Raw genomic sequence first — 22,656 nt, forward strand, 5'->3', positions numbered from 1 at the left:
TGACGCAATCACCTCCCCCGAGACCATTCTATTTTGCGTTTTACCTGCCGTTTTTGTGCCCTCTTGCCAAGTACTACGGACAAAGTTATCGTGAAACCCAATAGGCGCACCGACAAAACATAATGGTAGCGCTAACATAGGGGAGGGAAAAGCGTGGCCGAGAAATCGACCGATTGCATCTCACAGGGGCGTAGTTTCGCAGGACTCCGGCATTCCTTGAAGGCTGGTGGGTCCTTGCTAGCCATCGGCTGTCTCATGGCTTCGGCCTCGGCGCAGGCGCAGGACGAATCGGCGCCGGAAGCGACCGAAGGAACCGAAATCGTTGTCACTGGTATTCGAGCCAGCCTTGCCAACGCCCAGGAAATCAAACGCAACGCCGACACGGTCGTTGATGCCATCACGGCACAGGACATCGGCGCTCTTCCCGACCGTTCCGTCACCGAAGCGCTGCAACGCGTTCCGGGTGTGTCGATCAACCGCTTCGCCGGCACCAACGACCCGGATCACTTCTCGGTCGAAGGCTCGGGCGTGGTCATTCGCGGCCTCAACTTCGTTCGTTCGGAGTTCAACGGGCGCGATGCTTTCTCCGCGGGTGTCGGTGGTCAGTCACTGAACTTCGCCGACGTTCCTTCCGAACTTCTCGGCTCGGTGGAAATCTTCAAGAACGCGACAGCGGACATGATCGAAGGCGGCCTTGCCGGCACGGTCAACCTCAACACTCGCAAGCCGTTCGACAACAAGGGGTTCCATGCCGCGTTCTCGGTGGAAGCCAACTACGGCGACTTCGCCCGTGAATGGACCCCGACAGGCTCGTTCCTGCTTAGCGACACCTGGGACACCGGGATCGGCACGATCGGCCTGCTGGGCAGCGCCTCCTACTCGCGGATCAAGAGCCGGGCCGACGGCATCCAGATTACCAACTTCCAGACCCGCGACGGCACGCGCGTCACGTTCCAGAGCCAGGGCGGCCAGTTGATCTGCCGCAACCAGCTTCCTGCGAGCACGGACACTTCCACGCTACCGGCGACCGATACCTTTTGCGGGCAGCCTTCGACGCCTGGGGCTGACGGTCGCGCCGATCTCCTGCCGCTGGCCTACGCCCCGATTGGCGGCCAGTACCGTTCGCAGGATTTCGATCGCAAGCGTGACGGTATCGCCCTGGCTGCGCAGTGGGAGTCGACCGACGGCGACTCCTTGCTTACGGCTCAGTTCATCCGTTCGCACACGACCAATTCCTGGGGCGAACACACGTTTGAAACCGCGCCGGACCTTTCCGAATACAATACCTATCCACTCGGCTGCCACCAGAACGGCAACGGCAACGTCACGTCGGGCAACCCGAACGGCGGGGGTAACAGCAACTCCACGGTTCGGGCAGAATGCCGGATCGACAGCAATGGCCAGTTCTTCTTCAGTGGGAACGATCAGGGGAATGGTTACAACCCCCTCAACGGCCAGTCTTTCGACAACTACCAGTATGACGCCGATGGCCTGTTCGAGAGCGGCTACATCACGCTGCCCGGCAGCGGCTGGCGTACCGCTGGCAGCGGCAATGGCGCGAACAACTGGGTGCCCTCAGGCGGCATGCAGCAGAGTCTCTCGCGCCGGCAGGTCTTCGAAGAGAATACGATTGCCGACTATGGGCTGAACTTCCAGACAAAGCTCGGCGATCGCATCGACCTAAACCTGGATGCCAACTACACGGATTCTGAACATGACGTCGATGACGTTAGCGTGTTCGGGTCCACCTGGGCTGACCAGGAACTGGACCTTACCGGCAACCTGCCGGTCGTGATCTCGCACAAGCCGAACACGATCAGCGCCACCTGGGCAGCGCCCAATCCGGCGATCGCCGCGGCGACCGACCAGGAATACTTCATGGACCAGCGCGTCCAATTCTGGCGCGCCGCGATGGATCACTTCGAAGAGAGCGATGGCCGCGAATACGCGTTGCGCGGCGACCTCGCCTATAACTTCGATGACGGGTCTTTCATCCGTCGCGTTAAAGTCGGTGCACGGTACGCGGATCGCGATCAGACCGTGCGTTACACGACCTACAACTGGGGCGTGTTGAGTGAGGTCTGGTCAGGCAATGGTCCGCCAGTTTCGGTGGCCGACATTGGCAGCGACCAAGTCGACTTCTACCGGTTCCAGAACTTCTTCCGCGATAATACACCCGGTCCGTTCGGGGCGTATTACTACAACGGCGACCTGATCAAGGACTACGATAACGCTTCTGAGTTCCTCGGGCAGGTCAACGATCGGTGGCATGCCACGAACAATGTCGGTGCAAACGATTGGGAGCGCGCCGGGGATCGTGTCGATGCCATTGCCGGCACGCACTACTTACCTAGCGAAATTCAGCCGCTCTCGCAGTCGGACCTGGGCGCTTATGCGATGGTCAACTTCGAGACGCCCGATGATGGTGAAGGTCTTCGCCTGGCGGGCAACTTCGGCGTGCGCTTCGTGTCGACCGACATTACCTCGTCGGGAAGCACGCGCATTCCCACTCAGGCGGACCTGGGCATCCAGAATCCCTACGACAACGTGTTGGATCCAAACGATCCGAGCGTGATCGTCACGCCTGGACGTTGTGCCCCCAGGGTTCCTGCCGGTTCTCCGCCGGGGACGCCGGCCACCCGTCCCGGTGGCGTGTGTAACCTGACGCCCGCTGAATATGCCGATTTGCAGACTTGGGCGGGAACAACCGCGACGTTCATTTCGAGCACGGCGAAGAACGACTACACCTACATCCTGCCCAGCTTGAACATGCGGCTGGGCGTCACGGAAGAGTTGTTGTTCCGCTTCGCGGCCTCGAAGGTCCTCACGCGACCCGACCAGGCTCTCGTGCGCAACTTCCAGACCACGACGATCAGTGGGAACGGGGAACTGACCGCTCAGATCGGTAACCCGTACCTCATACCGGCGACGGCGTGGCAGATCGATCTGACCGGTGAATACTACTTTGACGAAGTCGGATCGGTAACGCTCAACCTGTTCTGGAAGGACGTCAAAAACTTCTTCTACCAGAACGTTGTCGATATCCCGATCACCAACAACGGTGTGACTTTCCCGGTCCAAACCCGCGGTCCGGCCAACTATGACGGTCACGGCAAGATCAAGGGCTTTGAAGTCGCCTACCAGCAGACATTCGACTTCCTGCCCGAACCGTTCGACGGGCTAGGCTTCAACGGCAACTATTCGTACATCAATAGTTCCGGCCTGCCGAACACGTTCCTCAACACGGGCACACCGGTCAACCCGTCGACCATTCCGGCGGGGGATCTACCGCTCGAAGGCCTGTCGAAGCACAACGTCAACGCCACGATCTTCTATGAGAAGGGCCCGATCTCGGTTCGCGCAGCTTACAACTGGCGCTCGAGGTTCCTGCTCACCGCGGCGGACGTGATCTTCCCGTATACCTCGATCTTCAACGAGGCGACCGGGCAGCTCGATGCTTCGATCTTCTACAGCGTTACGGAGCAGATCAAGGTCGGTATCCAGGCGGTGAACATCCTCGACGAGGTCACCAAGACTTCGCAGGCCTACACCGGGGATCCGAGCAAGCTTGCTCCCCGCTCATACTTCATGAACGACCGCCGCTTCTCCTTTATCGTGCGCGGAAACTTCTAAGTCGGGAAAAATACTGCCCGAATGGCGCCGTCGCTACTCCCTGGCGGCGGCGCCTTATTTTTTGCCCATTAGAAGCAGCTGCGTCTGGAAAGCCAGAGTGCGCGCCATATGGGTCTTTCATCTTGACATAACAAACCAAATAGGTCATAAGACCCGCCGTCAGAATGTCACTGACACCAGCGACGGGTGCGGGAGCGGTTAGCGCTTCGCTCTCGCTCCCGCAGCTAAGGCCTGCGCCCTTCGACATCGTCAGAGGGTGTCCAGCGTAGGATACGAGGATGACAACCGTTGGCGGGACCTGCGAGCCCTAACCGCCAGCGCCTCCTGCCCGACAGGGCCGAGCAGCGAGTTTTGGTCGCAGCCCTCGCCGCCGTTCGCATTCCATGCTCGCGCAAGGCAATCCTGTGACGCCCAGGCCGCGCCGGCCTTTGCCCGTCNCGAGCAGCGAGTTTTGGTCGCAGCCCTCGCCGCCGTTCGCATTCCATGCTCGCGCAAGGCAATCCTGTGACGCCCAGGCCGCGCCGGCCTTTGCCCGTCCGCGATGTTCTCTCTCGGCGTTAGGCCCGCGCTCGCCCGCGGGCGATCTTGCATGTCCGAAGATCAAGATCCTCCCCCCTTGGGGGAGGGGGACCATGCGCAGCATGGTGGAGGGGCAGGTGCGGCTCAACACTCCCTCGAAAGCTCAGAGCAACCCGAGGGTGCCCCTCCACCAACCTTCGGTTGGTCCCCCTCCCCGGGCCGGGGAGGAATGGGGCTCTCCGACTGCTTAGGGCGCCGCAGCCCCCAGCGTCTGAGCGATCGCGTCACGCAGGGGTTTCGCGCGGTACTCTGAGTCGTAAGGACAGCAACGCACCTCAAGCCCGTCATCCCGCGGGGCAAAGCCCTGCAGCCAGCTGTACTTGTCGACCATCCCCCAGGCGAGGATGTCGCCCAACTGCTCGTAATCCAGCATCACTTCGAAATAGCGCCGGGCAAATTCGGCGACCTTGGCGTCGCGCTCCGGGATCGCCGCGGGCAGGGCCTTATCCTTGACGTCGAACTCGGTGATCAGCAGCTTGTAGCCCATCGCCACCGCCTCATCGAGGAACTGGCGCCACTCGCGCTCGCGATAGGGACCTACACCGGTGGCGGGATCGATCGAGAAGTTCTCGATGTGCGACTGGATCCCCAGCGTGTCGACCGGCACGTTGCGTTTCCGGAACCCCTCGAGCAACCGCAGCACATCGGCGCAGTGTTTGGCGTGGGGCGGCTCCCAGCTCATGTAGTCGTTGTAGACCAACTCCGCGTCGGGCAGCTGCTCGCGGGCGGTGTGGAAGGCGAGATCGAGCACTCCCTCGGCCCCGCGCATCGCGCGCGACAGGCTGGTTTCCATCAACCCGTTGGTGTCGTGATCGATGGCTTCGTTGACCACGTCGTAGCTGGTAATGACCCCGCGATAACGGTCGGTCACGGTGCGGATGTGGGTGGTCAGCAGGCGTTCGGCTTCCTGCACCGGATTGGCGCCGAAGTCGTAAGTATTGAGCCAGTCGGGAAACCACTTGGGTCGGTGCCACAGCAGGGTGTGGCCTCGAATGGCGATGCCGTTGGCCTGGGTCCAGCGGACGATGTCGTCCATCCGGGCGAAGTCGAACTTGTCCGGACCAGGCCGGGTCCACTGCCACTTCATCTCGTTCTCGGGCACGACGATGCCGCACTCGGCCTTGATGATGCGGGTGTAGTTCGGGTTCTGGATCGAGCCGCCGGCGGTGCCCTTGTTCCAGTTGATCGCGCTGCCGAAGCGACGGCCCTTGCGCTGGGCCAAGGCGCTGAGGCCAGAGCCTTCGCCGGCCGGCGCAGGCGTCGCGGCAACGGCGCTCGACGCAGCATGGGCCGCAACGGGCAGCGCGGCCATTCCGGCCAGCACGTTGCGGCGGGTGGTGTGGGCAAGGGCAGGGCTCATACAAAGGCCTCCCGCAACGGTGCCGGTTCCATCCGCGGCACCAGCAGTTGAATGACGCCGAACGCGATCAGGTAGGCAAGGCCGGCGTAGATCACGATCGGCAGGTAGCTGCCCGTCAACTCGAGTGTCCACCCGGTCGCCTGCGCGATCAGGATCCCGCCGAGTGCGCCTGCCGCGCCGCCCATGCCCGCGATCGTCGCCACGGCGCGCCGGGGGTAAAGGTCGGTGATCATCGCGAAGATGTTGGAGGAGAACGCCTGGTGGGCGGCCGTCCCGAGGCCAATGATGAGCACTGCCGTTAACGGGTTCGCCGCACCGACCACGCCGACCATCGGTACGGCGCACAAGGCCGCCACGAACAGCGTCGTCTTGCGCGCCCGGTTCACGCTCCAGCCGCGCTGGATCAGGTGCGAGGACATCCAGCCACCGGCAATCGAGCCGATGTCGGCCAGCAGGTACACGCCGATCAGCGCCGGGCCGATGGTGGCGAGGATGCCGGTGTCGCCCTTGGGGAACAGCTCCATCCCCTGGGTCTTGGCGAAGAAATCCGGCAACCAGAACAGGAACAGGTACCACACTGGGTCGGTGAAGAACTTGCCGCAGATGAAATACCACGCCTGCCGATGGCGGATGGCATCGCGCCATTTCAGCGGTTCGCCGGCCGGATCCTCACCGTCTTGCGTGATATAGGCGTACTCGGCCGCCGTGAGTTTCGAGTGTTCATGGGGCTGGCGGTAGAGCCGCAACCATAGCGCCAGCACGACCAATCCCAGCAGCCCGGTGATGAGAAACGCCGCCCGCCAGCCATAGAGGCCGGCGACCAGGATGCCGACGATCGGAGTCATCAGCACGCCGACATTGGCCCCGGCATTGAGGATCCCCACGCCCAGCGCCCTCTCGCGCCGCGGGAACCACTCGGCGACCGACTTGACCGCGCCGGGATAGGCCGCGCTCTCCGCCACGCCCAGGGCGATCCGCGCGAGGATGAAATGCAGGACGGTCCGCGCGGCCGAATGGAATACGGCGGCCAGGCTCCACAGCGCGATGGCGATGGCCATGCCCTTGCGCGTGCCCACTCGGTCGAGCCAGCGGCCGACCACCAGCAGGCCGATGCCGTAGCTCGCCTGGAACGCGGTGACGATGTTGCCGTAGTCGACCTCGCTCCAGCCCATCTCGTCCTCGATGATGGGCTTGAGCACGCCGAGCACCTGGCGGTCGACGTAGTTGATGGTGATGACCAGGAACAGCAGCAGACAGATTGACCAGCGGTAGCGCCCGCCGGCATTGACGATGGTGCCGGGGGCCGCTGCGATGGTCATACGATCTTGAACTCCGCCGGCTTCAGGTTGGCCGAGCTATTGCCGGCCGAGACCACTACCGGGCCCGGTTCGACCACCTCGCGCATCTCGCGGTTCCAGATCGACAGGTGTCGCGGTTCGAGCGTGAAGCGCAAGGTGCGCCGCTCGCCCGGCGCCAAGGTCACCCTTTGGAAGCCCTTAAGCGCGATGATCGGCGTGGTCACCGAACGGTAGGGCAGGCCGATGTAGAGCTGCACCACCTCGTCACCCGCGCGGTTGCCGGTGTTGGTCACGTCGACCGAGACCTCGACAGATTGGCCGGCCTGGACCGGAGCGGTCGGCACCTGCGGCGCGGAAATCTCGAAGCTGGTGTAGGATAGCCCGTGCCCGAACGGGAACAGCGCGCTGGCATCGTCGAACAGGTAGCCGCGCCGCGAGCTCGGCTTGCGGTCGTGGAAGTACGGCACCTGGCCGGAGTTGCGGACCACGGTGACCGGCAGCTTGGCGCCCGGATTGAGCTTGCCGAGCAGCGCCTCTGCCATGGCCACGCCGCCTTCCTGGCCGGGATACCAGCATTCGAGCACCGCGCTGGCCTTGGCGACCACGTTGGGCCAGCTCGGCGGGCGGCCGTTGATGGCGCAGACGATCAGCGGCTTGCCGAGCGCCGCGAGGGCATCGACCAGGTCATTCTGTTCGCCGACGATGTCGATCTCGGTGCGGTCGCCGAGATGGTTCTTGGCGAACCCTTCGCGGCTGGTCTGCTCGGTATCCCCGATGGCGAGGACGATGGTGTCGGCGGTCTTTGCCACGGCCACTGCCTCCTGGATCAGACGCAAGTTCTGCTCGCGGTCGGCCAGTTCGATCAGGTCGGCTGAGCGGTCTTCGCTCTTGGTGATGAACACGCCTTGCGCGGTGACGAAGTCGGCAGCGGGCGCGATCTGCTTGAGGCCTTCGAGCAAGCTGGTGGTCTGCTTGGGTATGCTCGAATAGCCGCCCAGGCGCGCGATCGCGTGGTTGGGCCCGATCACCGCCACGCGGCCCATCTTTGCCGGGTCGAGCGGCAGGGCGGCGTTTGCGTTGGTCAGCAGGCACAGCGACTTGCGTGCGGCCTCGAGCGCCAAGGTGCGGGCTTCGGCATTGCCGGTGAGCTTGCGGGTCGCTTCCCAGTCGCCGTAGGGGTTCTCGAAAAGTCCGGCGCGGAACTTGAAGGTCAGCATCCGGGCGCAGGCGCGGTCGATCAGCTCGACCGGGACAGTGCCCGCCTCGACCTGGGCGGCGAGAGTGCGGAAGGCCTGGCCTTCGGGCAGCTCGCTGTCGACACCGGCGAGGAGCGCCAGATGCGCGGCCTCGGCCTCGTCCTTGGCGACGTGGTGCAGGGTCGCGAGTTCGTGGACGCCGCCGTAGTCGCTGGCGATGATGCCGTCGAAGCCCCACTCGCCGCGCAGCACGTCACCGAGCAGCCAGGTGTTGGCGTGGCTCGGTACCCCGTCGATCTCGTTGTAGCTCGGCATGACCGCGCCGATCGAGGTGCGGCGGACGACTTCGCGGAACGGCGGGAAGAAGAACTCGCGCAATTCGCGCTCGCCCAGTTGTGCGGGGGCGACATTGTTGCCGGACTCGGGCTGGCCGTGGCCGGTCATGTGCTTGAGCGTGGCGTAGACCTTGCCCGGTGCGAGCCGGTCGAACTTGCCGGGCCCCTGCAGGCCCTCGACTGCGGCGACGCCGAGTTCGGCGACGAGGTACGGGTCCTCGCCAAAGGTCTCTTCGATCCGGCCCCAGCGCGGGTCGCGGACGATGTCGACCACGGGCGAGAGCACGTAAGGCACGCCGCGTGCCCGCACCTCGCGGGCGATGATCGACTGCACGCGGTGCATGAGATCGGGATCGAACGCACCCGCCAGCGCGATCGCCTGTGGGAACATGGTCGCTTCGGTGGCCATGTAGCCGTGGAGCGATTCCTCGTGCAGCAGGATCGGGATGCCGAGGCGGGTGTCTTCGAGCGCCCACTTCTGCAGCGCATTGATGAACTCGACCGTTTCCTGCGGCGTGCGCCAGCGAGCCGCCGTGCCGCCGGCCGCGCCGGTGATGCCGGGGACGCCGCGCTTGTCGGAGGGGCGGGTGACATGGCCGATGCTATCGGGGAACGCCGCGCTCGCCTTCGCCGGAACGAACGTGAGGTTGTCGATCATATCGCCCTTGCCGGCCCAAGCGGCGCGGATCTGGGCGATCTTCTCGGGCAGGGTCATGCGGGCCATCAGGTCCGCCACGCGCGCCGGGATCGGCGCCGCGGCGTCCTTGTACAACGGACCCGCCTGGGCGAAGGCCAGCGGCGCTTGGCACACGGCCAGCGCGGCCAGGCTACCTCCACCCAGGAGCTTTAGCGCGCCGCGGCGATTGAGCGGGCCCCTCAAGGCGAGACCGTCAGCTTGACGCTCTTCACGTCCTGCGAGTTCGAGCCGGCCATGATGGTGAACTCACCCGGTTCGACCACGCGCTTCATCTCGCGGTTCCACAGCGCGAACGAATCCGAGCGGATCGGGATTTCGACCTGCTTGGTCTCGCCGGGCTGGAGCGTCACGCGCTCGAACCCGACAAGTTCCTTGACTGGCCGCGTGACCGAGCTGACCTCGTCGCGCAGGTAGACCTGCACCACTTCGTCACCCGCGCGGCTGCCGGTGTTGGTGACTGCGACGCGGACCGTCACGCCGTCTCCGGGCCTGATGGTGGAGGCGGACAGCGTCGGGTCGGCGAGGTTGAAGGTGGTGTAGGAGAGGCCGAAGCCGAACGGGTAAAGCGGGGTCACCTCACTGAACAGGTAACCGCGCCGGGCGCTGGGCTTGTAGTTGTAGAAGATCGGCAGCTGGCCGACGTCGCGCGCCACCGTCACCGGCAGCTTGCCGCCGGGGTTGGTCACGCCGAACAGCGCGTCGGCGATGGCGTTGCCCTGCTGCTCGCCGGCGTACCAGGTTTCGAGAATGGCATCGGCCTCGGCCGCGACTTTCGGATAGCTCGGCGGACGGCCGTTGGTGAGCACGGCGACGATTGGCTTGCCGAGCGCCTTCAACGCATCGAACAGCTCTTGTTGCTGGCCGACGAGGTCGAGCCCCGAGCGGTCGCCGAGGTGCGAGTTGGCCCAGCCTTCGCGGCTGGTCTGTTCGGTGTCGCCGATGAACAGCAGGATCGTGTCGGCACCCTTCGCCGCCTCGACCGCCTGGGCGATGCGCTGGCGGTTTTGCTCGGGGTCGCCGAGCTTGACCTCATCCGCCCACCAGTCGTCGTTTTCGGTGAGGACGATGCCTTGCGAGTGGACCACGTTGGCCCGGTTGCCGACGAGCGCCTGAATGCCCGCGAGCGGCGACACGCTAGCGCGCGGCTCTCCGTAATAGCCGCCGAGACGGGCAACGTCCGCGTTGGGGCCGATCACGGCGATGGTCGGCTTGGCTCCGCCAACAGCGGGCAAGGCCAGCGGCAGGACGCCGTCGTTCTTCAGTAGCACCAGCGAGCGGTCCGCCGCGCGGCGGGCCAACGCCACGCCGGCGGGGCCGTTGGACCGGCGAGCCTCAGCCCGATCCGGCCAGGGGTTTTCGAACAGGCCGGCGTTGAACTTCATCGTCAGGAAGCGCGAGACGGCTCGGTCGATCGCGGCCATCGGCACTTCGCCGGACTGCACCGCTGCGGTGAGGTTTCGGAAGCCGCCGCCTTCGGGCAAGTCGACATCGACCCCGGCGTTGAGCGCCATGATCGCCGCCGTCTTATAGTCGGGGGCGATGTGGTGCAGGCGCGAGAGGTCCTCGATCGCGTAGTAGTCGGACACGACCGCGCCTTGGTAACCCCATTCGCCGCGCAGCACGCCGTTGAGCAGCCAGGGGTTGGCGTGGCTCGGGATGCCGTCGATCTCGTTGTAGCTCGCCATCACGGCGTCGATGCCGGTGCGGCTCACGACTTGCTGGAACGGCGGGAAGAACATCTCGCGCAGGGTGCGTTCGCTGATCGGGGCCGGGCCGACGTTGGTGCCGCTTTCGGGCTGGCCGTGGCCGGTCATGTGCTTGAGCGTGCCGAACACCTTGCCCGCGCCGATCGTGCGCTGCGTGCCGACGCCCTGCAGGCCTTCGACCGAGGCGACGCCGAGTTCGCCGACCAGGAACGGATCCTCGCCAAACGTCTCTTCAATGCGGCCCCAGCGGGGGTCGCGCGCGACGTCCACTACTGGAGAGAGCACATTGTGGACGCCGCGCGCACGGACCTCGCCAGCGATGAGGCTGTTCACCTCTCGCAGCAGGTCCGGATCCCAGGATGAGGCCAGGCCGATGGCCTGCGGGAACGTCGTCGCGTCCCGCGCGGCGAAGCCGTGGAGCGATTCCTCGTGGAACAGGATCGGGATGCCGAGCCGGGTCTGCTCCATCGCCCACTTCTGCGCGGCGATCACATAGTCCACGCTCGCATCGATATCGCGGCGCCGTACGACCCGCGGGCTGGCTGGGCCGCTGGTGTCGGAAGGCCGGGCGATCTGGCCGAGGCCGTTGGGATAGAGCTGTCCAGCCTTTTCCGGCGAGAACGTGAAGTCGGCATTCTGGATCTGCTGCTTGCTGTCCCAGATCGAAATGATCTGCGCGACTTTCTCTTCCAGCGTCATGCGCGCGACAAGGTCGGCGACGCGCTGTTCAACCGGTAGCGAGGCGTTCCAGTAAGGGGCGTCGGCCATCGGGCGCTTGATACGCGTCGGGACCGTCTGTTGCTGTGCATAAGCCGGCGCGGTCGCCAGAACGGAAACCGTTAGAAATCCTGCACTTGCCGCAAGCAATGCGGCCTTGATTCGGTGAGCCATCGGCTCCTCTCCTCCCTGTCGCGCTTGACTGCGCGGCTAATTTTGATAGCGCTACCATGATGATCGGGAGAGGGCTTGTCAATCGCTGCGCGGCGCTGACCGTGTTGTTCCTGGGACTTGTGCTCGGAGGTTCGGCACGGGCCGAAGATGGGTATGCGCTGTGGCTGCGCCATGCGCCGCTTGAGGGTGAGGCGCTGACGCGATTGCGGAGCTTCAGCGGCGTCGTGGTTACTGGCGATTCCGCGAACCCGACGAGTCAACTAGCCGCCGCGGAACTGGACCGAGGATTGAAGTCGCTTCTCGGCGCATACGCGGACGAGATTCTCTTGGACGGCGGAACGGTCACGCTGGATTGCAAGGCCGGTGACGGCGACGGTCGCTTCACCGTCACCTCGACCGCGACCGCGACCGCGATTCGCATTGCGGGCCCTGACAAGACAAGCTGTCTCTATGGGGCCTACGCCCTACTGCGTGAGCTTTCGCAAGGGAAGGATCCGGCACGGATCAATCTCGACGAGAAGCCGGCCATGCCGCTGCGCATGCTCAACCATTGGGACAACCCCGACGGTTATGTCGAACGCGGCTACTCCGGCCGCTCGATCTTCGACTGGTGGCGCCTGCCCGAACGGCTGGACCAGCGGCTGATAGACTACGCCCGCGCCAATGCCTCGATCGGCATCAACGGCACGGTGGTGAACAACGTCAACGCCAGCCCGCTCTTCCTGACCGACCGCTATATTCCCAAGCTCAAGCGCGTCGCCGATGCGCTGCGGCCTTACGGGATCAAGCTCTACATCTCGGCGCGCTTCTCGGCGCCGCACGAGATCGGCGGACTAACCACCGCAGACCCGCTCGACCCGCAAGTCGAGGCGTGGTGGAAGGCACGGGCGGATGCGCTCTATGCCGCGATCCCCGACTTCGGCGGGTTCCTGGTCAAGGCCAACTCCGAGGGCCAGCCCGGCCCGCAGGACTATGGCCGCACCCATGCCGACGGGGCCAACATGATGGCCCGCGCGATCGGCGATCGGGGCACGGTGATCTGGCGAGCTTTCGTCTATTCCGAAGTGGATCCGACCGACCGCGCCAAGCAGGCCTATACTGAGTTCGTCCCGCTCGACGGCAAGTTCGCCGACAACGTGATCGTGCAGGTCAAGAACGGCGCAATCGACTTCCAACCGCGCGAGCCGTTCCATCCGCTGTTCGGGGCCATGCCCAAGACCCGGCTTATGCTTGAGACGCAGCTGACCAAGGAATACCTCGGGTTTGCCACGCACCTCGTGTTCCTCGCCCCGATGTGGGAGGAAGTGTTGCATGCCGACACCGGGCGCGGCGGGACCGTGGCGGAAGTGATCGCGCCTGTCGGCATGGCGGGCGTTGCCAACACCGGCTCGGACCGCAACTGGAGCGGATCGCACTTCGATCAGGCCAACTGGTACGCCTTTGGTCGGCAGGCCTGGAATCCGGCGCTGTCGAGCGAGACGATCGCCCGCGAGTGGGCCGCACAGACCTTCAGCCGTCAGCAGCCGTTCCTCGATGCGGTGGTGCCGCTGATGCTCGGCAGCCAGCAGGCGGCGGTCGATTACATGACCCCGCTCGGGCTCACTCACCAGATGGCGACCGGGCACCACTACGGACCCGGCCCATGGGTGGCCGATCTGGCCCGGCCGGAATGGAACCCGATGTACTACAGCCGCGCCGGCAAGGACGGCATCGGCTTCGATCGCACCGCCACCGGCAGCAACGCGCTGTCGCAGTATGCACCTTCAATTGCCGCGCAATGGAACGACGCGCGCAAGACCAGTCCCGACTATCTGCTGTGGTTCCACCATGTGCCGTGGGACTTCCCGATGCCTTCGGGCAAGCCGCTGTGGAACGAACTGATCGCCCGCTATGACGCCGGGGTGGCCCGGGTCGACGCGATGGCTCAGACCTGGGCGACACTCGAAGCTTATGTCGATCCGCAGCGCTTCACCGACGTTGCCGAGAACCTAAAGATCCAGCAACAGGAAGCCCGCTGGTGGCGCGACGCTTCGATTGCTTATTGGCAGTCGCTCAACGGTCTAGGCCTGCCCGAAGGCACGCGCCCGCCCGCCCATTCGCTAGACTACTACCGCTCGCTGAGCTTCCCGGAGGCACCCGGGAACTGATGCGGCAAACCGTTCTCCCTGGGCAAAAAGCTTGCCGTGGCCGAGATGCTGCTGAAAGAGGCGTATATGGCTGATAAGAGCACACCTCCTCGGAAGATCAACCGGCGCCAATCTGGGCAGCCGACCATCAACGACGTCGCGCGTCTGGCGAACTGTTCGCCCATGACCGTAAGCCGCGTGACCAACAACGAGCCGAGCGTTCGCGAAGAGACACGGCAGGCCGTGCTCGATGCGATCGAGCAACTCAACTACAAGCCCAACCGGGCGGCGCGGAGCCTCGCTGGGGCTGCGCAGAACCGGATTGCATTGCTCTACTCCAACCCTTCGGCCTCGTATCTGAGCGAGCTCCTGATGGGCAGCCTCGACCAGGCCGCCCGCAGCGACGTGCACCTGGTCGTCGAACAGTGCGAATTCGACAAGGACGAAGAGAAGGTGGTCCGCCGCCTCGTCGAAAGCGGGATCGACGGGTTCCTGCTGCCATCGCCGCTGTGCGACGAAACCGCGCTGCTCGACATGCTCGCCAAGCAGGGCACGCGCGCGATCCAGGTCGGGCCGGGCCGGCCGCACGCCGACCATTCGGCGGTGCTGATCGACGAATACCAGGCCGCTTACGACATGACGGCCCACATCATTGGCCTCGGCCACAAGCGCGTCGGCTTCGTCATCGGCAACCCGCACCAGACGGCGAGCGGCCAGCGGCTTTCGGGCTTCCTCGATGCGATGAAGGCGTCGGGCCTCGAAGTGAGCGACGGCATGGTCATGCAGGGGCTCTTCACTTACCGCTCGGGCTACGACGCGGCGGTGCGGCTGCTCGACCAGCCCGATCCGCCGACGGCGATTTTCGCCTCGAACGACGACATGGCCGCGGCCGTCGTGGCGGTGGCACATCGCCGCCATCTCGACGTGCCGGTCGACCTCTCGGTCTGCGGGTTCGACGATACCGCGATCGCCAGCACCATCTGGCCCGAACTGACCACCATTCGCCAGCCGATCGCCGACATGGCGCGCCGCGCGGTCGACCTGCTCGCGACCGAGTTGCGCGGCGGCCGTAACGGCAAGGTCGCCAAACCGACCCACATCACTTTGGACTACACCCTGGTACGCCGGCAATCGGACGCCGCTCCTGGCCTCGTGCGTCGTGCCATGAAACGAGGACCTGACAACTGATGGCTGAAAAGCCGGCCAAGCTCCGCTCGCGCGACTGGTTCGACAATCTCGAACGCATGGACATGACCGCTCTCTATCTCGAGCGGTTCATGAACTATGGCATCACTCCTGAAGAGCTGCGGTCCGGCAAACCCATCATCGGCATTGCCCAGTCGGGCAGCGACTTGTCCCCCTGCAACCGCATCCACCTCGAACTGGCCAAGCGCACCCGCGACGGCATTCGCGATGCGGGCGGCATCCCGATCGAATTCCCGGTCCATCCGATCTTCGAGAACTGCCGGCGACCGACCGCCGCGCTCGACCGTAACTTGCTCTACCTCGGCTTGGTCGAATTGCTGAACGGCTATCCGATCGACGGCGTCGTGCTCACCACCGGCTGCGACAAGACCACCCCGAGCCAGATCATGGCCGCAAGCACGGTCGACATTCCGGCGATCGTCCTGTCGGGCGGGCCGATGCTCGACGGATGGCACGAAGGCGAACTGGTCGGCTCCGGCACGGTGATCTGGCGCTCGCGCCGCCTGCTGGCACGGGGTGAGATCAACGAGGACGAATTTCTTGCGCGCGCTTGTGATAGCGCTCCCTCGGCCGGTCACTGCAACTCGATGGGCACCGCCAGCACGATGAACGCGGTCGCCGAAGCGCTCGGCCTGTCGCTTACCGGGTGCGCGGCAATCCCGGCTCCGTACCGCGAGCGCGGGCAATACGCCTATCGCACCGGGCGGCGGATCGTGGAGATGGTGCACGAGGATTTGCGCCCCTCGCGCATCCTTGACCGCGAGGCGTTCCTCAACGCCATCGCCACCGTCAGCGTGATCGGCGGCTCTTCGAACGCCCAACCGCACATCATGGCGATGGCGCGCCACGCCGGTGTCGATCTCGAACTCGATGTCTGGCAGCACCATGGCTACGACTTGCCGCTGCTGGTCAACATGCAGCCTGCGGGCAAGTACCTCGGCGAACGCTTCCACCGCGCGGGCGGCGTGCCTGCGGCGATGTGGGAGCTGCTCCAGGCCGGCAAGCTCTATGGGGACAGCCTGACTTGCACCGGCCAAAGCCTGGCCGCGAACCTGGCCGGGCACGAAAGCACCGACCGGGAGATGATCCTGCCGTTCGACGAGCCACTGCAGGAAAGCGCCGGCTTCATGACCTTGCGCGGCAACCTGTTCGACTTCGGCATCCTCAAGACCTCGGTGATCTCCGAGGAGTTCCGCCAACGCTACCTGGGCCGTCCTGGGCAGGAGAACGTGTTCGAATCCCGCGCGATCGTGTTCGACGGGTCGGACGACTACCATCACCGGATCAACGACCCCTCGCTGGAGATCGACGAGAACTGCATCCTCGTTATCCGCGGCTCGGGCGTGATCGGCTGGCCGGGCTCGGCCGAAGTGGTCAACATGCAGCCACCAGACGCGCTTATCCGCCGCGGCATCGAATGGCTGCCGACGCTCGGAGACGGGCGCCAGTCGGGGACTTCGGACAGCCCTTCGATCCTCAACGTCTCGCCCGAAAGCGCGGTGGGCGGCGGCCTGTCGTGGCTGCGTACCGGGGACACGATCCGGGTCGATCTCAACGCCCGCACCTGCAACGCGCTGGTCGACGAAGAGGAGATCAGACGGCGTCGGGTGGAAGACCCGATCCCGCCGGTGCCGGATTCGCAGACGCCGTGGGAAGAACTCTACCGCGAGAAGACCGGCCAGCTCGGGGAAGGCGGGGTGATGAACTTCGCGCTGAAGTACCGCGGAACCTCACGCAAGCTGCCACGGCATAATCACTGATCCTCCTCCGAAGGGGGAGGGGGACCACCCGTAGGGTGGTGGTGGGGCACTCTCGGTTGCCACAGCGCGTATGCCGCGGGTGCCCCACCACCATGCTGCGCATGGTCCCCCTCCCCGGTTCGGGGAGGATTTAGTTAGCCGAGATCCACAAGGTCATCGACGCGGCACACCCCGGTGGCAGGACGATCATCTCCTCCGGCGCGCGGTTGAGGGCGTCGGGAGTGTGGCTCACGGGCTCGAGGCATAGCGCGCTGCCATCGGCCGGGGCGTAGAGATGCAGGTGCGGCGCGCCGTCGGCGGTCAATCGGATCGTGCCGAGCTCGTCGCTGATCTCGGCCAGGCCTTGCCATTGCACGAAGCAATGATCGACCGTCTCGAACGGCAGGGTGTGGCCGCTGGCGAACTCACCAAAATGGCTGGCTGGCGCCGTGACGCCGGTCGGCAGAGTTTCGGCGCTGACCAACAACACATGATCGGCCCCGAACCGGACCGAGGCTTCCGGACTACGCCTGAAGTACGGGTGGAGGCCAAGACCCGCGGGCATCGGATCGCTCGACCGGTTGATCAGCACCAGCGTAATGGCGCAGCCCTTGGGGCCGAGGCGCACGCGTTGCTGGGCGTGGTAGGCCCACGGCCAGGCGCCGGTGCCGTCGTAGTCGTCGACCAGCACGCATTTGGCGTCGACCTGGCTCTCGACCGCCCACTCGCGCTGCCAGCTCAGGCCATGGAGGCTGTGCCGTTCGGGGAGGAAGTTGGGTGGCAGTTGAACCTCTTCCGCCTCCCACTCGAATCGGCCACTGGCGATGCGGTTGCAGTAGGGCACCAGCGGGAAGCAGGACGCTTGCAGCGGATCGAGCGAGCCTGCCGGCATGGGCCTGAGCACATCGACCCCGCGATAGCGCAAGGCGGCGATCGAGCCGCCGGCTTCGGGGCGTACCTCCGCCGCCCACTCGCCCGCTTCCAGTAAGATCATCGGGCCGGACAAGGGCTCGAGAGGCCGAGGCAACGCTGCGCGGCGTGGTCGCGGACAAGGGTCAATGTGCTCTCGTCGTTATCGAACAGGCCGTACCACCCCTGTGGCTCGTGCGGCGGGTCGCCCATGTAGGCGCGGTCGCCGTCGCGGAAGCGGTAGTCGGGGTGAGCGGCGCGCGCTTCCCCGTTCCAGGCCCAGAAGTTGCTTCCCATGATCGGCCCGCCCTTAGTCCACGATGCGCTGACCGCGCCATAGATCATCGCGTAGTAGCGGTCGCGGAAGGTGGTCGGCGTGCCGGGAGAATAGACCTCGCCATCGCGGGGGAAGCCGAACTCCTCGAACAACAGCGGCTTGCCGAGCTCGTTCGCCAGACGTTCGTGGGTGGCCAGATAATCGCCCACCTTCACGCTCCCGGCATCCCAGGTGCCCGCCAGGTCCTTGCCGTTCACCCAGCCCCAGTTGAGCGGCCAGATGTGCGCAGTGAGGTAGTCGATGTTCTTGTGCGCCCGACGGACGATATCCTCGCTGCCGTTTGCGCCCTGGGTCCCCTCGTGCCCGAGCGAGACCAGGTGGTTGCGGTCGAGCGAGCGAATCAGCGCGGCGGTGTCGTCGATCCACTGGAAGTAGGAGTCGCGCCTCTGGGCGATCACTGCCTCGCTCCCGCCCGGACGTGGTTCGTTGGCGAGCTGCCAGCACATGACCGTGGGATCATCGATGTAACGCACGCCGGTCACCGAGTTGGTGCGGGTGACCACAGTGCGGACGTAGTCGTGGTAGAGCCGCACCGCTTGCGGGTTGCCGTAGAAGGCGCTGGTCGCGTCGGGGAAGGCCGGCCAGGGATGCGCCGGGTCGTTCATGTCGGTGTACTGGCCGGTCACGCGATAGAGCCAGGTGGCGATCCCGCCCGACCACTCCCAGAAGTTGCCGAGGCACACCACCGCGGTCATCCCGCGCCGGGCGATCTCGGCCATGGCGTAGTCGAGACCGGCGAGCAGTTCCTGGTTGAGCGAACCATCGGGCCGCGAGAACCCCGGCTTGATCGAATTGCGCAGCGGGCCTTCCTCGGCCGCGGCCATGATACGCAGGTTGTTGAGCCCGAGTGCCTGCAGCCGGTCCAGTTCGCGCCCGAGCCGCGCGCGGTCGCCGTAGGCGGCGTCGGCACCGAGCCAGGCGGCGTACCACATGTTGGCGCCGGTGATGCGGTAGGGCTCTGAACCGCGCAGCAGGCGCATGCCGTCGCGGCGGATGAAGCGGTTTTCCTCGGCGGCGCGGGCCGGGCCGGCCGTGGCCATGAGAGCAAAACTCCCGGCGAGCCCCGCGAGGGTGGTTCGCCGGTCGGTCTTCACTGGCCGACCTGGAGTTCGAAGCCGGGCAGCGGCATCGACCGGGCATCGTAGAGGTTCACCACCGGGCTGTCGGCCCAGGCGTAACGTACGCGCGTTGCCGGTTGGCCATCGCCGCGCAGCACGATCGCATCGCCCGCGATCGTGGCGCTGGCGTAGCGGCAGCTGTCCTGGGTGGTGCCGCAGAGCTCGAAAGCCAGCGGTGGGCCGCTCCAACTCTTGAGGCCGCCTTCAACGCCGGCGAAAGTCACGCGAACGTCGGCACCATCCTGTGTCGCCCTCAGCGGTCTTGGGAGAGGCCTGCCCTGCGCCTCGAACGCCAGGCGCTTGCCGAGTTCAACCTTGTTGCCCGGATGGATGTCGGTCCAGTCGCCGATGTCGATCGCGGTCACCAGCGCGGCGTTCTTGTCGGCCAAGACCGCTTGCCGCTGGTCTTCGCGCAAGCTCGCCCAGCCGCTCTCCACCGGGGTGCTGGCAGTGGGGCCATAGTTGGCGAGCTGGACAACCAGCACGCGGGTATCCGCCCCGAACTGCCGCCGCCAGCCGGCGAACAGCTCGCGCAGCCGGTCCTGATAGCCGGCGATGCCGACGTCGCTTTCGCCCTGGTACCAGGCGGCGCCAGTCATGGCGTAGTGCCCGATCGGGGTGATCATGCGGTTTTGCATCACGCCGATGCCGGCGTTGGCATCCCACGGTGCGCGTGGGGGCATGTCCGTGTGTCCGGCAATCGCGAACTGCCAGCCCTCGCCGAGTGGGATGCGCTCTCCCCCATCGACGGTAAAGCTCAGTCGATCGGCCGTACTGGTGAAGCCGCCTCCGGCCCAACTGTTGGAGGCGACCACGAGGATTTCGTTCGGACCCGCCTTCAGGTAGCCCGCCGGGACGCGGTACTCGCGCTCCTTGCTCCAGCCGTGGGTGATGCCGACCGGCTTGCCGTTGACCCAGGTGGCGTCGAGATCGTCGATGATGCCGATGTTGAGCACGCCGCCGGCCTTGGCCTGCGCGGCGGTCAGATTGACGGTCTGGCGCAGCAACACGTTGCCGTTGCCGTCCTTGGCGAGGCGTGTGCCGGCCCAGTTGCTCCAGGGACTGATCGACGGGACCGGCTGCCATTGAACGACCGAGGGGTTCTTCCACGGCTCCTGCCCAGTGCGCTCGCGCCACCAGGCTTCCCACTTGGGGGCGAATTCGGTGACGGCGGCGAGGGGGTCTTTGCCGAAGGTGTCGAGCAGCGCCATCTGGTCCGCGCCGTAGAGCACCTTGCCCGCTTCGGGCGTCAGCCACGCACGGATCTGCGAGCCGCCCCAGCTCGAATGGACCGCGCCCATCGGGATATCGAGCGCCGCGCGCAAGTCGCGCAGCATGTAGTAGCAGGCGGCGGAGAAGGCGCCGGTGGTCTGCGGGCTGGCCGCTTGCCAACTGACCGGACCACCGAATTCGCGCACTGGCTTGGCCGAGGTGTCGAGCGGCACGGTCAGCATGCGCAGCAGCGGATCGGCCGAGGCCTGGATGTTGTTGTAGCCGTTGAGCCCGGCGCTGACTGTGAAGGCCATGTTCGACTGGCCCGAACAGAGCCAGACGTCGCCCACCAGGATGTCGTTGACGGTCGCGGTGCCGCTGCTGTCGGTCACGCTCAGCGTTTGCGGAGTGGCATTGGCCGGACGGGCCGGGAGGGTCAGCGCGAAGCTGCCGTCCGCCGCCGCGGTGGCGCTGGCGCTGTCCATGCCGAGCGTGGCGCTCACGCGTTCGCCGGGTTGGGAGGTGCCTTCGACCACCACCGGCTTGTCACGCTGGATGACCGCGTGATCCTGCCAGATGGGGAGGAGTTGCGGGGCGGCCTGCGCGGCGGTGGGAAGGACCACCCCAGCGAACAGCAATGCCGCCCGCCTCATGCCAGTTTGACCCTCGTGGTCGCGACGCCCGCGACCGGGGAGTCGAAGCTCAGAAGGTGCCCGGCCTTGGGGAATTCCTTGAGCGAGCTCTCGTCCATGTTCTTGAGCGCGGTGGTCACGAACGCAGTCTTCAGGTCCTTGCCGCCGAGCGCCATCTTGGTGATGTCGCGCGCGGGGAAGGTCTGGGTGGCGACCAGTTTCCCGTCAGGCGAGAAGCGCGCCACTTTCGCGCCCATGTAGAGACCGGTCCAGACGTGATCCTCGGCATCGACGATCGGGCCGTCTGGGTAGGCGTTGGGGAACAGCGCGCCGGTATCGGCGAACAGCCGCGCCTCGCCGACGCCGTCCTTGGTGAGGTTGGCGACGAGGATTTTCTGGCCGACCGTGTCTGTGAAGTAGATCCGGTCACCCGAGCCGCTGACCGTGGGCCCGTTGGTGATGCTGATCCCGCTCGGACCGGCGGGACGGATTTCGCCGCGGTCGATCAAGTAGAAGCGCCCGCTCTTGGCCTCTTCGGCATCGTCCATCGAGCCGAACCACACGCGGCCCCAGGGGTCGGTGCAGGCGTCGTTGAGGCGGTTGCCGGCCGGTTCGCCGGGCACGTCGGTCAGCTTGGTGAAGACCTGCGTGGTCGGGTCGAAAGTATAGAGCCCGTCCTTCAGCCCGCAGAGCAGCAGGCCGCCCTCTGCCGGCAGCGCCCAGCCGATCTGGTTTGGCGCTTCGGAAATCGAGTTGCTGCCGTTCGCCGGGTCGAAGTGCCACAACCGGTGGCGCTTGATGTCGACGAACCAGAGCACGCCGCGTTCGGCATCCCACAACGCTCCTTCGCCGAGCTTGCTCTCGGCGTCGAGGAGGCTGCGAACCTCGGCGGCTATCTCCATCCGGCATCCACCCAGTAGTTATGCGCAGTGCAATAGCGCGCGTCGTCCGAAGCCAGGAACATGGCCATGGCTGCGATGTCCGCCGGTTGGATGCGTCCGTCAAGGCATTGTGCGGCAACGATTTCCGCTTCGCCTTCGGGCGTGTACCATTTCATCTGCCGCGGGGTCTGGACGTTACCCGGCACGATCGTGTTCACCCGGATGTTGTCGCGGCCCAGCTCGCGCGAGAGACTGCGGGTCAGGCCTTCGATGGCGGCCTTGGCCACCTGGTAGACGGTCAGGTCCTCCAGCCCGAGATGCCAGGAGATCGAACCGAGGTTGACGATCGACCCGCCGCCCGCCGCCTTCATCGCCGGCACTACGGCCTTGGCGGCGAAGAACTGGTGCTTGAGGTTCACCGCCATGCGCTCGTCCCAGTACTCGGGCGTAACGTCCTCGATGCTGTGACGGTCGTCATTTGCGGCGTTGTTGATCAGCACGTCGCAGCCGCCGAGGCGGCCGACCAGCTTGGCGATCTTGGCGCCGTAATCGACGATGTCGCGGATGTCGCAGTTGACGAAGATCGGCGGGATCGCCGCATCGGCAAAGCGCTTGACCACCGCCTCGCTGGCATCCTCGATCACGTCGACGAACGCCACTGCGGCGCCCTGGCGGACGAAGCCTTCGACGATGCCTTCGCCAATGCCCGAAGCACCGCCGCTGACGATCACCTTCTTGCCGGCAAGGCTCGGATAGACCGCTGCCTTTGTTGCCGGATTCAGAGTTACCTCCCCCACGCCC

At 65.5% G+C, this 22,656-nt stretch carries 13 protein-coding genes; 4 read left to right on the plus strand and 9 right to left on the minus strand.

Annotation, left to right across the window (positions count from 1 at the left end):
• Positions 1-255: 255 nt before the first annotated feature.
• A complete protein-coding gene (locus tag ASD76_RS15700) occupies positions 256-3,633 on the plus strand; it encodes a TonB-dependent receptor (protein ID WP_055925239.1) in 3,378 nt (1,125 codons plus the stop codon).
• A 766-nt stretch (positions 3,634-4,399) separates the two neighbouring features.
• Here the strand turns inward: ASD76_RS15700 and ASD76_RS15705 are convergent.
• The 4 genes from ASD76_RS15705 to ASD76_RS15720 are packed head-to-tail and all read right to left on the minus strand — an operon-like array spanning position 4,400 to position 11,695.
• A complete protein-coding gene (locus ASD76_RS15705) occupies positions 4,400-5,572 on the minus strand; it encodes an endo-1,4-beta-xylanase (RefSeq protein WP_055925242.1) in 1,173 nt (390 codons plus the stop codon).
• Positions 5,569-6,891, minus strand: coding sequence for an MFS transporter (locus ASD76_RS15710; protein WP_055925245.1), 1,323 nt, complete (start codon positions 6,889-6,891; stop codon positions 5,569-5,571). Before ASD76_RS15710 ends, ASD76_RS15705 begins: the two co-directional genes overlap by 4 nt.
• Complete coding sequence (locus ASD76_RS15715; RefSeq protein ID WP_055925248.1) at positions 6,888-9,281, minus strand: glycoside hydrolase family 3 N-terminal domain-containing protein; 2,394 nt, start codon at positions 9,279-9,281, stop codon at positions 6,888-6,890. Before ASD76_RS15715 ends, ASD76_RS15710 begins: the two co-directional genes overlap by 4 nt.
• The gene (locus ASD76_RS15720; RefSeq protein WP_055925251.1) at positions 9,278-11,695 is read right to left on the minus strand and encodes a glycoside hydrolase family 3 N-terminal domain-containing protein; all 2,418 of its coding nucleotides are present in this window, start codon (positions 11,693-11,695) and stop codon (positions 9,278-9,280) included. The genes ASD76_RS15715 and ASD76_RS15720 overlap by 4 nt, the downstream gene beginning before the upstream one ends.
• 59 nt (positions 11,696-11,754) lie before the next feature.
• Here ASD76_RS15720 and ASD76_RS15725 point away from each other — a divergent pair, with 59 nt between their 5' ends.
• The 3 genes from ASD76_RS15725 to ASD76_RS15735 all read left to right on the plus strand — a co-directional run bounded on the left by ASD76_RS15725 (position 11,755) and on the right by ASD76_RS15735 (position 16,787).
• Complete coding sequence (locus ASD76_RS15725) at positions 11,755-13,842, plus strand: alpha-glucuronidase (RefSeq protein WP_055925932.1); 2,088 nt, start codon at positions 11,755-11,757, stop codon at positions 13,840-13,842.
• 66 nt (positions 13,843-13,908) lie between these two features.
• On the plus strand, positions 13,909-15,009 hold the full coding sequence (locus ASD76_RS15730; RefSeq protein WP_082553923.1) for a LacI family DNA-binding transcriptional regulator: 1,101 nt from the start codon (positions 13,909-13,911) through the stop codon (positions 15,007-15,009).
• A complete protein-coding gene (locus ASD76_RS15735) occupies positions 15,009-16,787 on the plus strand; it encodes an IlvD/Edd family dehydratase (RefSeq protein WP_055925253.1) in 1,779 nt (592 codons plus the stop codon). Before ASD76_RS15730 ends, ASD76_RS15735 begins: the two co-directional genes overlap by 1 nt.
• A 130-nt stretch (positions 16,788-16,917) precedes the next feature.
• Here ASD76_RS15735 and ASD76_RS15740 read toward each other — a convergent pair whose 3' ends face one another.
• The 5 genes from ASD76_RS15740 to ASD76_RS15760 are packed head-to-tail and all read right to left on the minus strand — an operon-like array spanning position 16,918 to position 22,652.
• Positions 16,918-17,760, minus strand: a complete 843-nt coding sequence (locus ASD76_RS15740) for an aldose 1-epimerase (protein ID WP_082553892.1) — start codon at positions 17,758-17,760, stop codon at positions 16,918-16,920.
• On the minus strand, positions 17,757-19,052 hold the full coding sequence (locus ASD76_RS15745) for a glycoside hydrolase 5 family protein (RefSeq protein ID WP_055925943.1): 1,296 nt from the start codon (positions 19,050-19,052) through the stop codon (positions 17,757-17,759). The genes ASD76_RS15740 and ASD76_RS15745 overlap by 4 nt, the downstream gene beginning before the upstream one ends.
• A 50-nt stretch (positions 19,053-19,102) precedes the next feature.
• Complete coding sequence (locus ASD76_RS15750; RefSeq protein ID WP_082553893.1) at positions 19,103-20,995, minus strand: sialate O-acetylesterase; 1,893 nt, start codon at positions 20,993-20,995, stop codon at positions 19,103-19,105.
• Entirely contained in the window at positions 20,992-21,876 is an 885-nt protein-coding gene (locus tag ASD76_RS15755) for an SMP-30/gluconolactonase/LRE family protein (protein WP_055925259.1), read from the minus strand. The genes ASD76_RS15750 and ASD76_RS15755 overlap by 4 nt, the downstream gene beginning before the upstream one ends.
• Positions 21,867-22,652: an SDR family NAD(P)-dependent oxidoreductase gene (locus tag ASD76_RS15760; protein ID WP_235506802.1), complete on the minus strand. Its 786-nt coding sequence runs from the start codon at positions 22,650-22,652 to the stop codon at positions 21,867-21,869. Before ASD76_RS15760 ends, ASD76_RS15755 begins: the two co-directional genes overlap by 10 nt.
• Positions 22,653-22,656 lie beyond the last annotated feature (4 nt).

Origin of the sequence: Altererythrobacter sp. Root672 (assembly GCF_001427865.1) — a bacterium.
In the GTDB taxonomy this organism is placed as follows: Bacteria; Pseudomonadota; Alphaproteobacteria; order Sphingomonadales; family Sphingomonadaceae; genus Croceibacterium_A.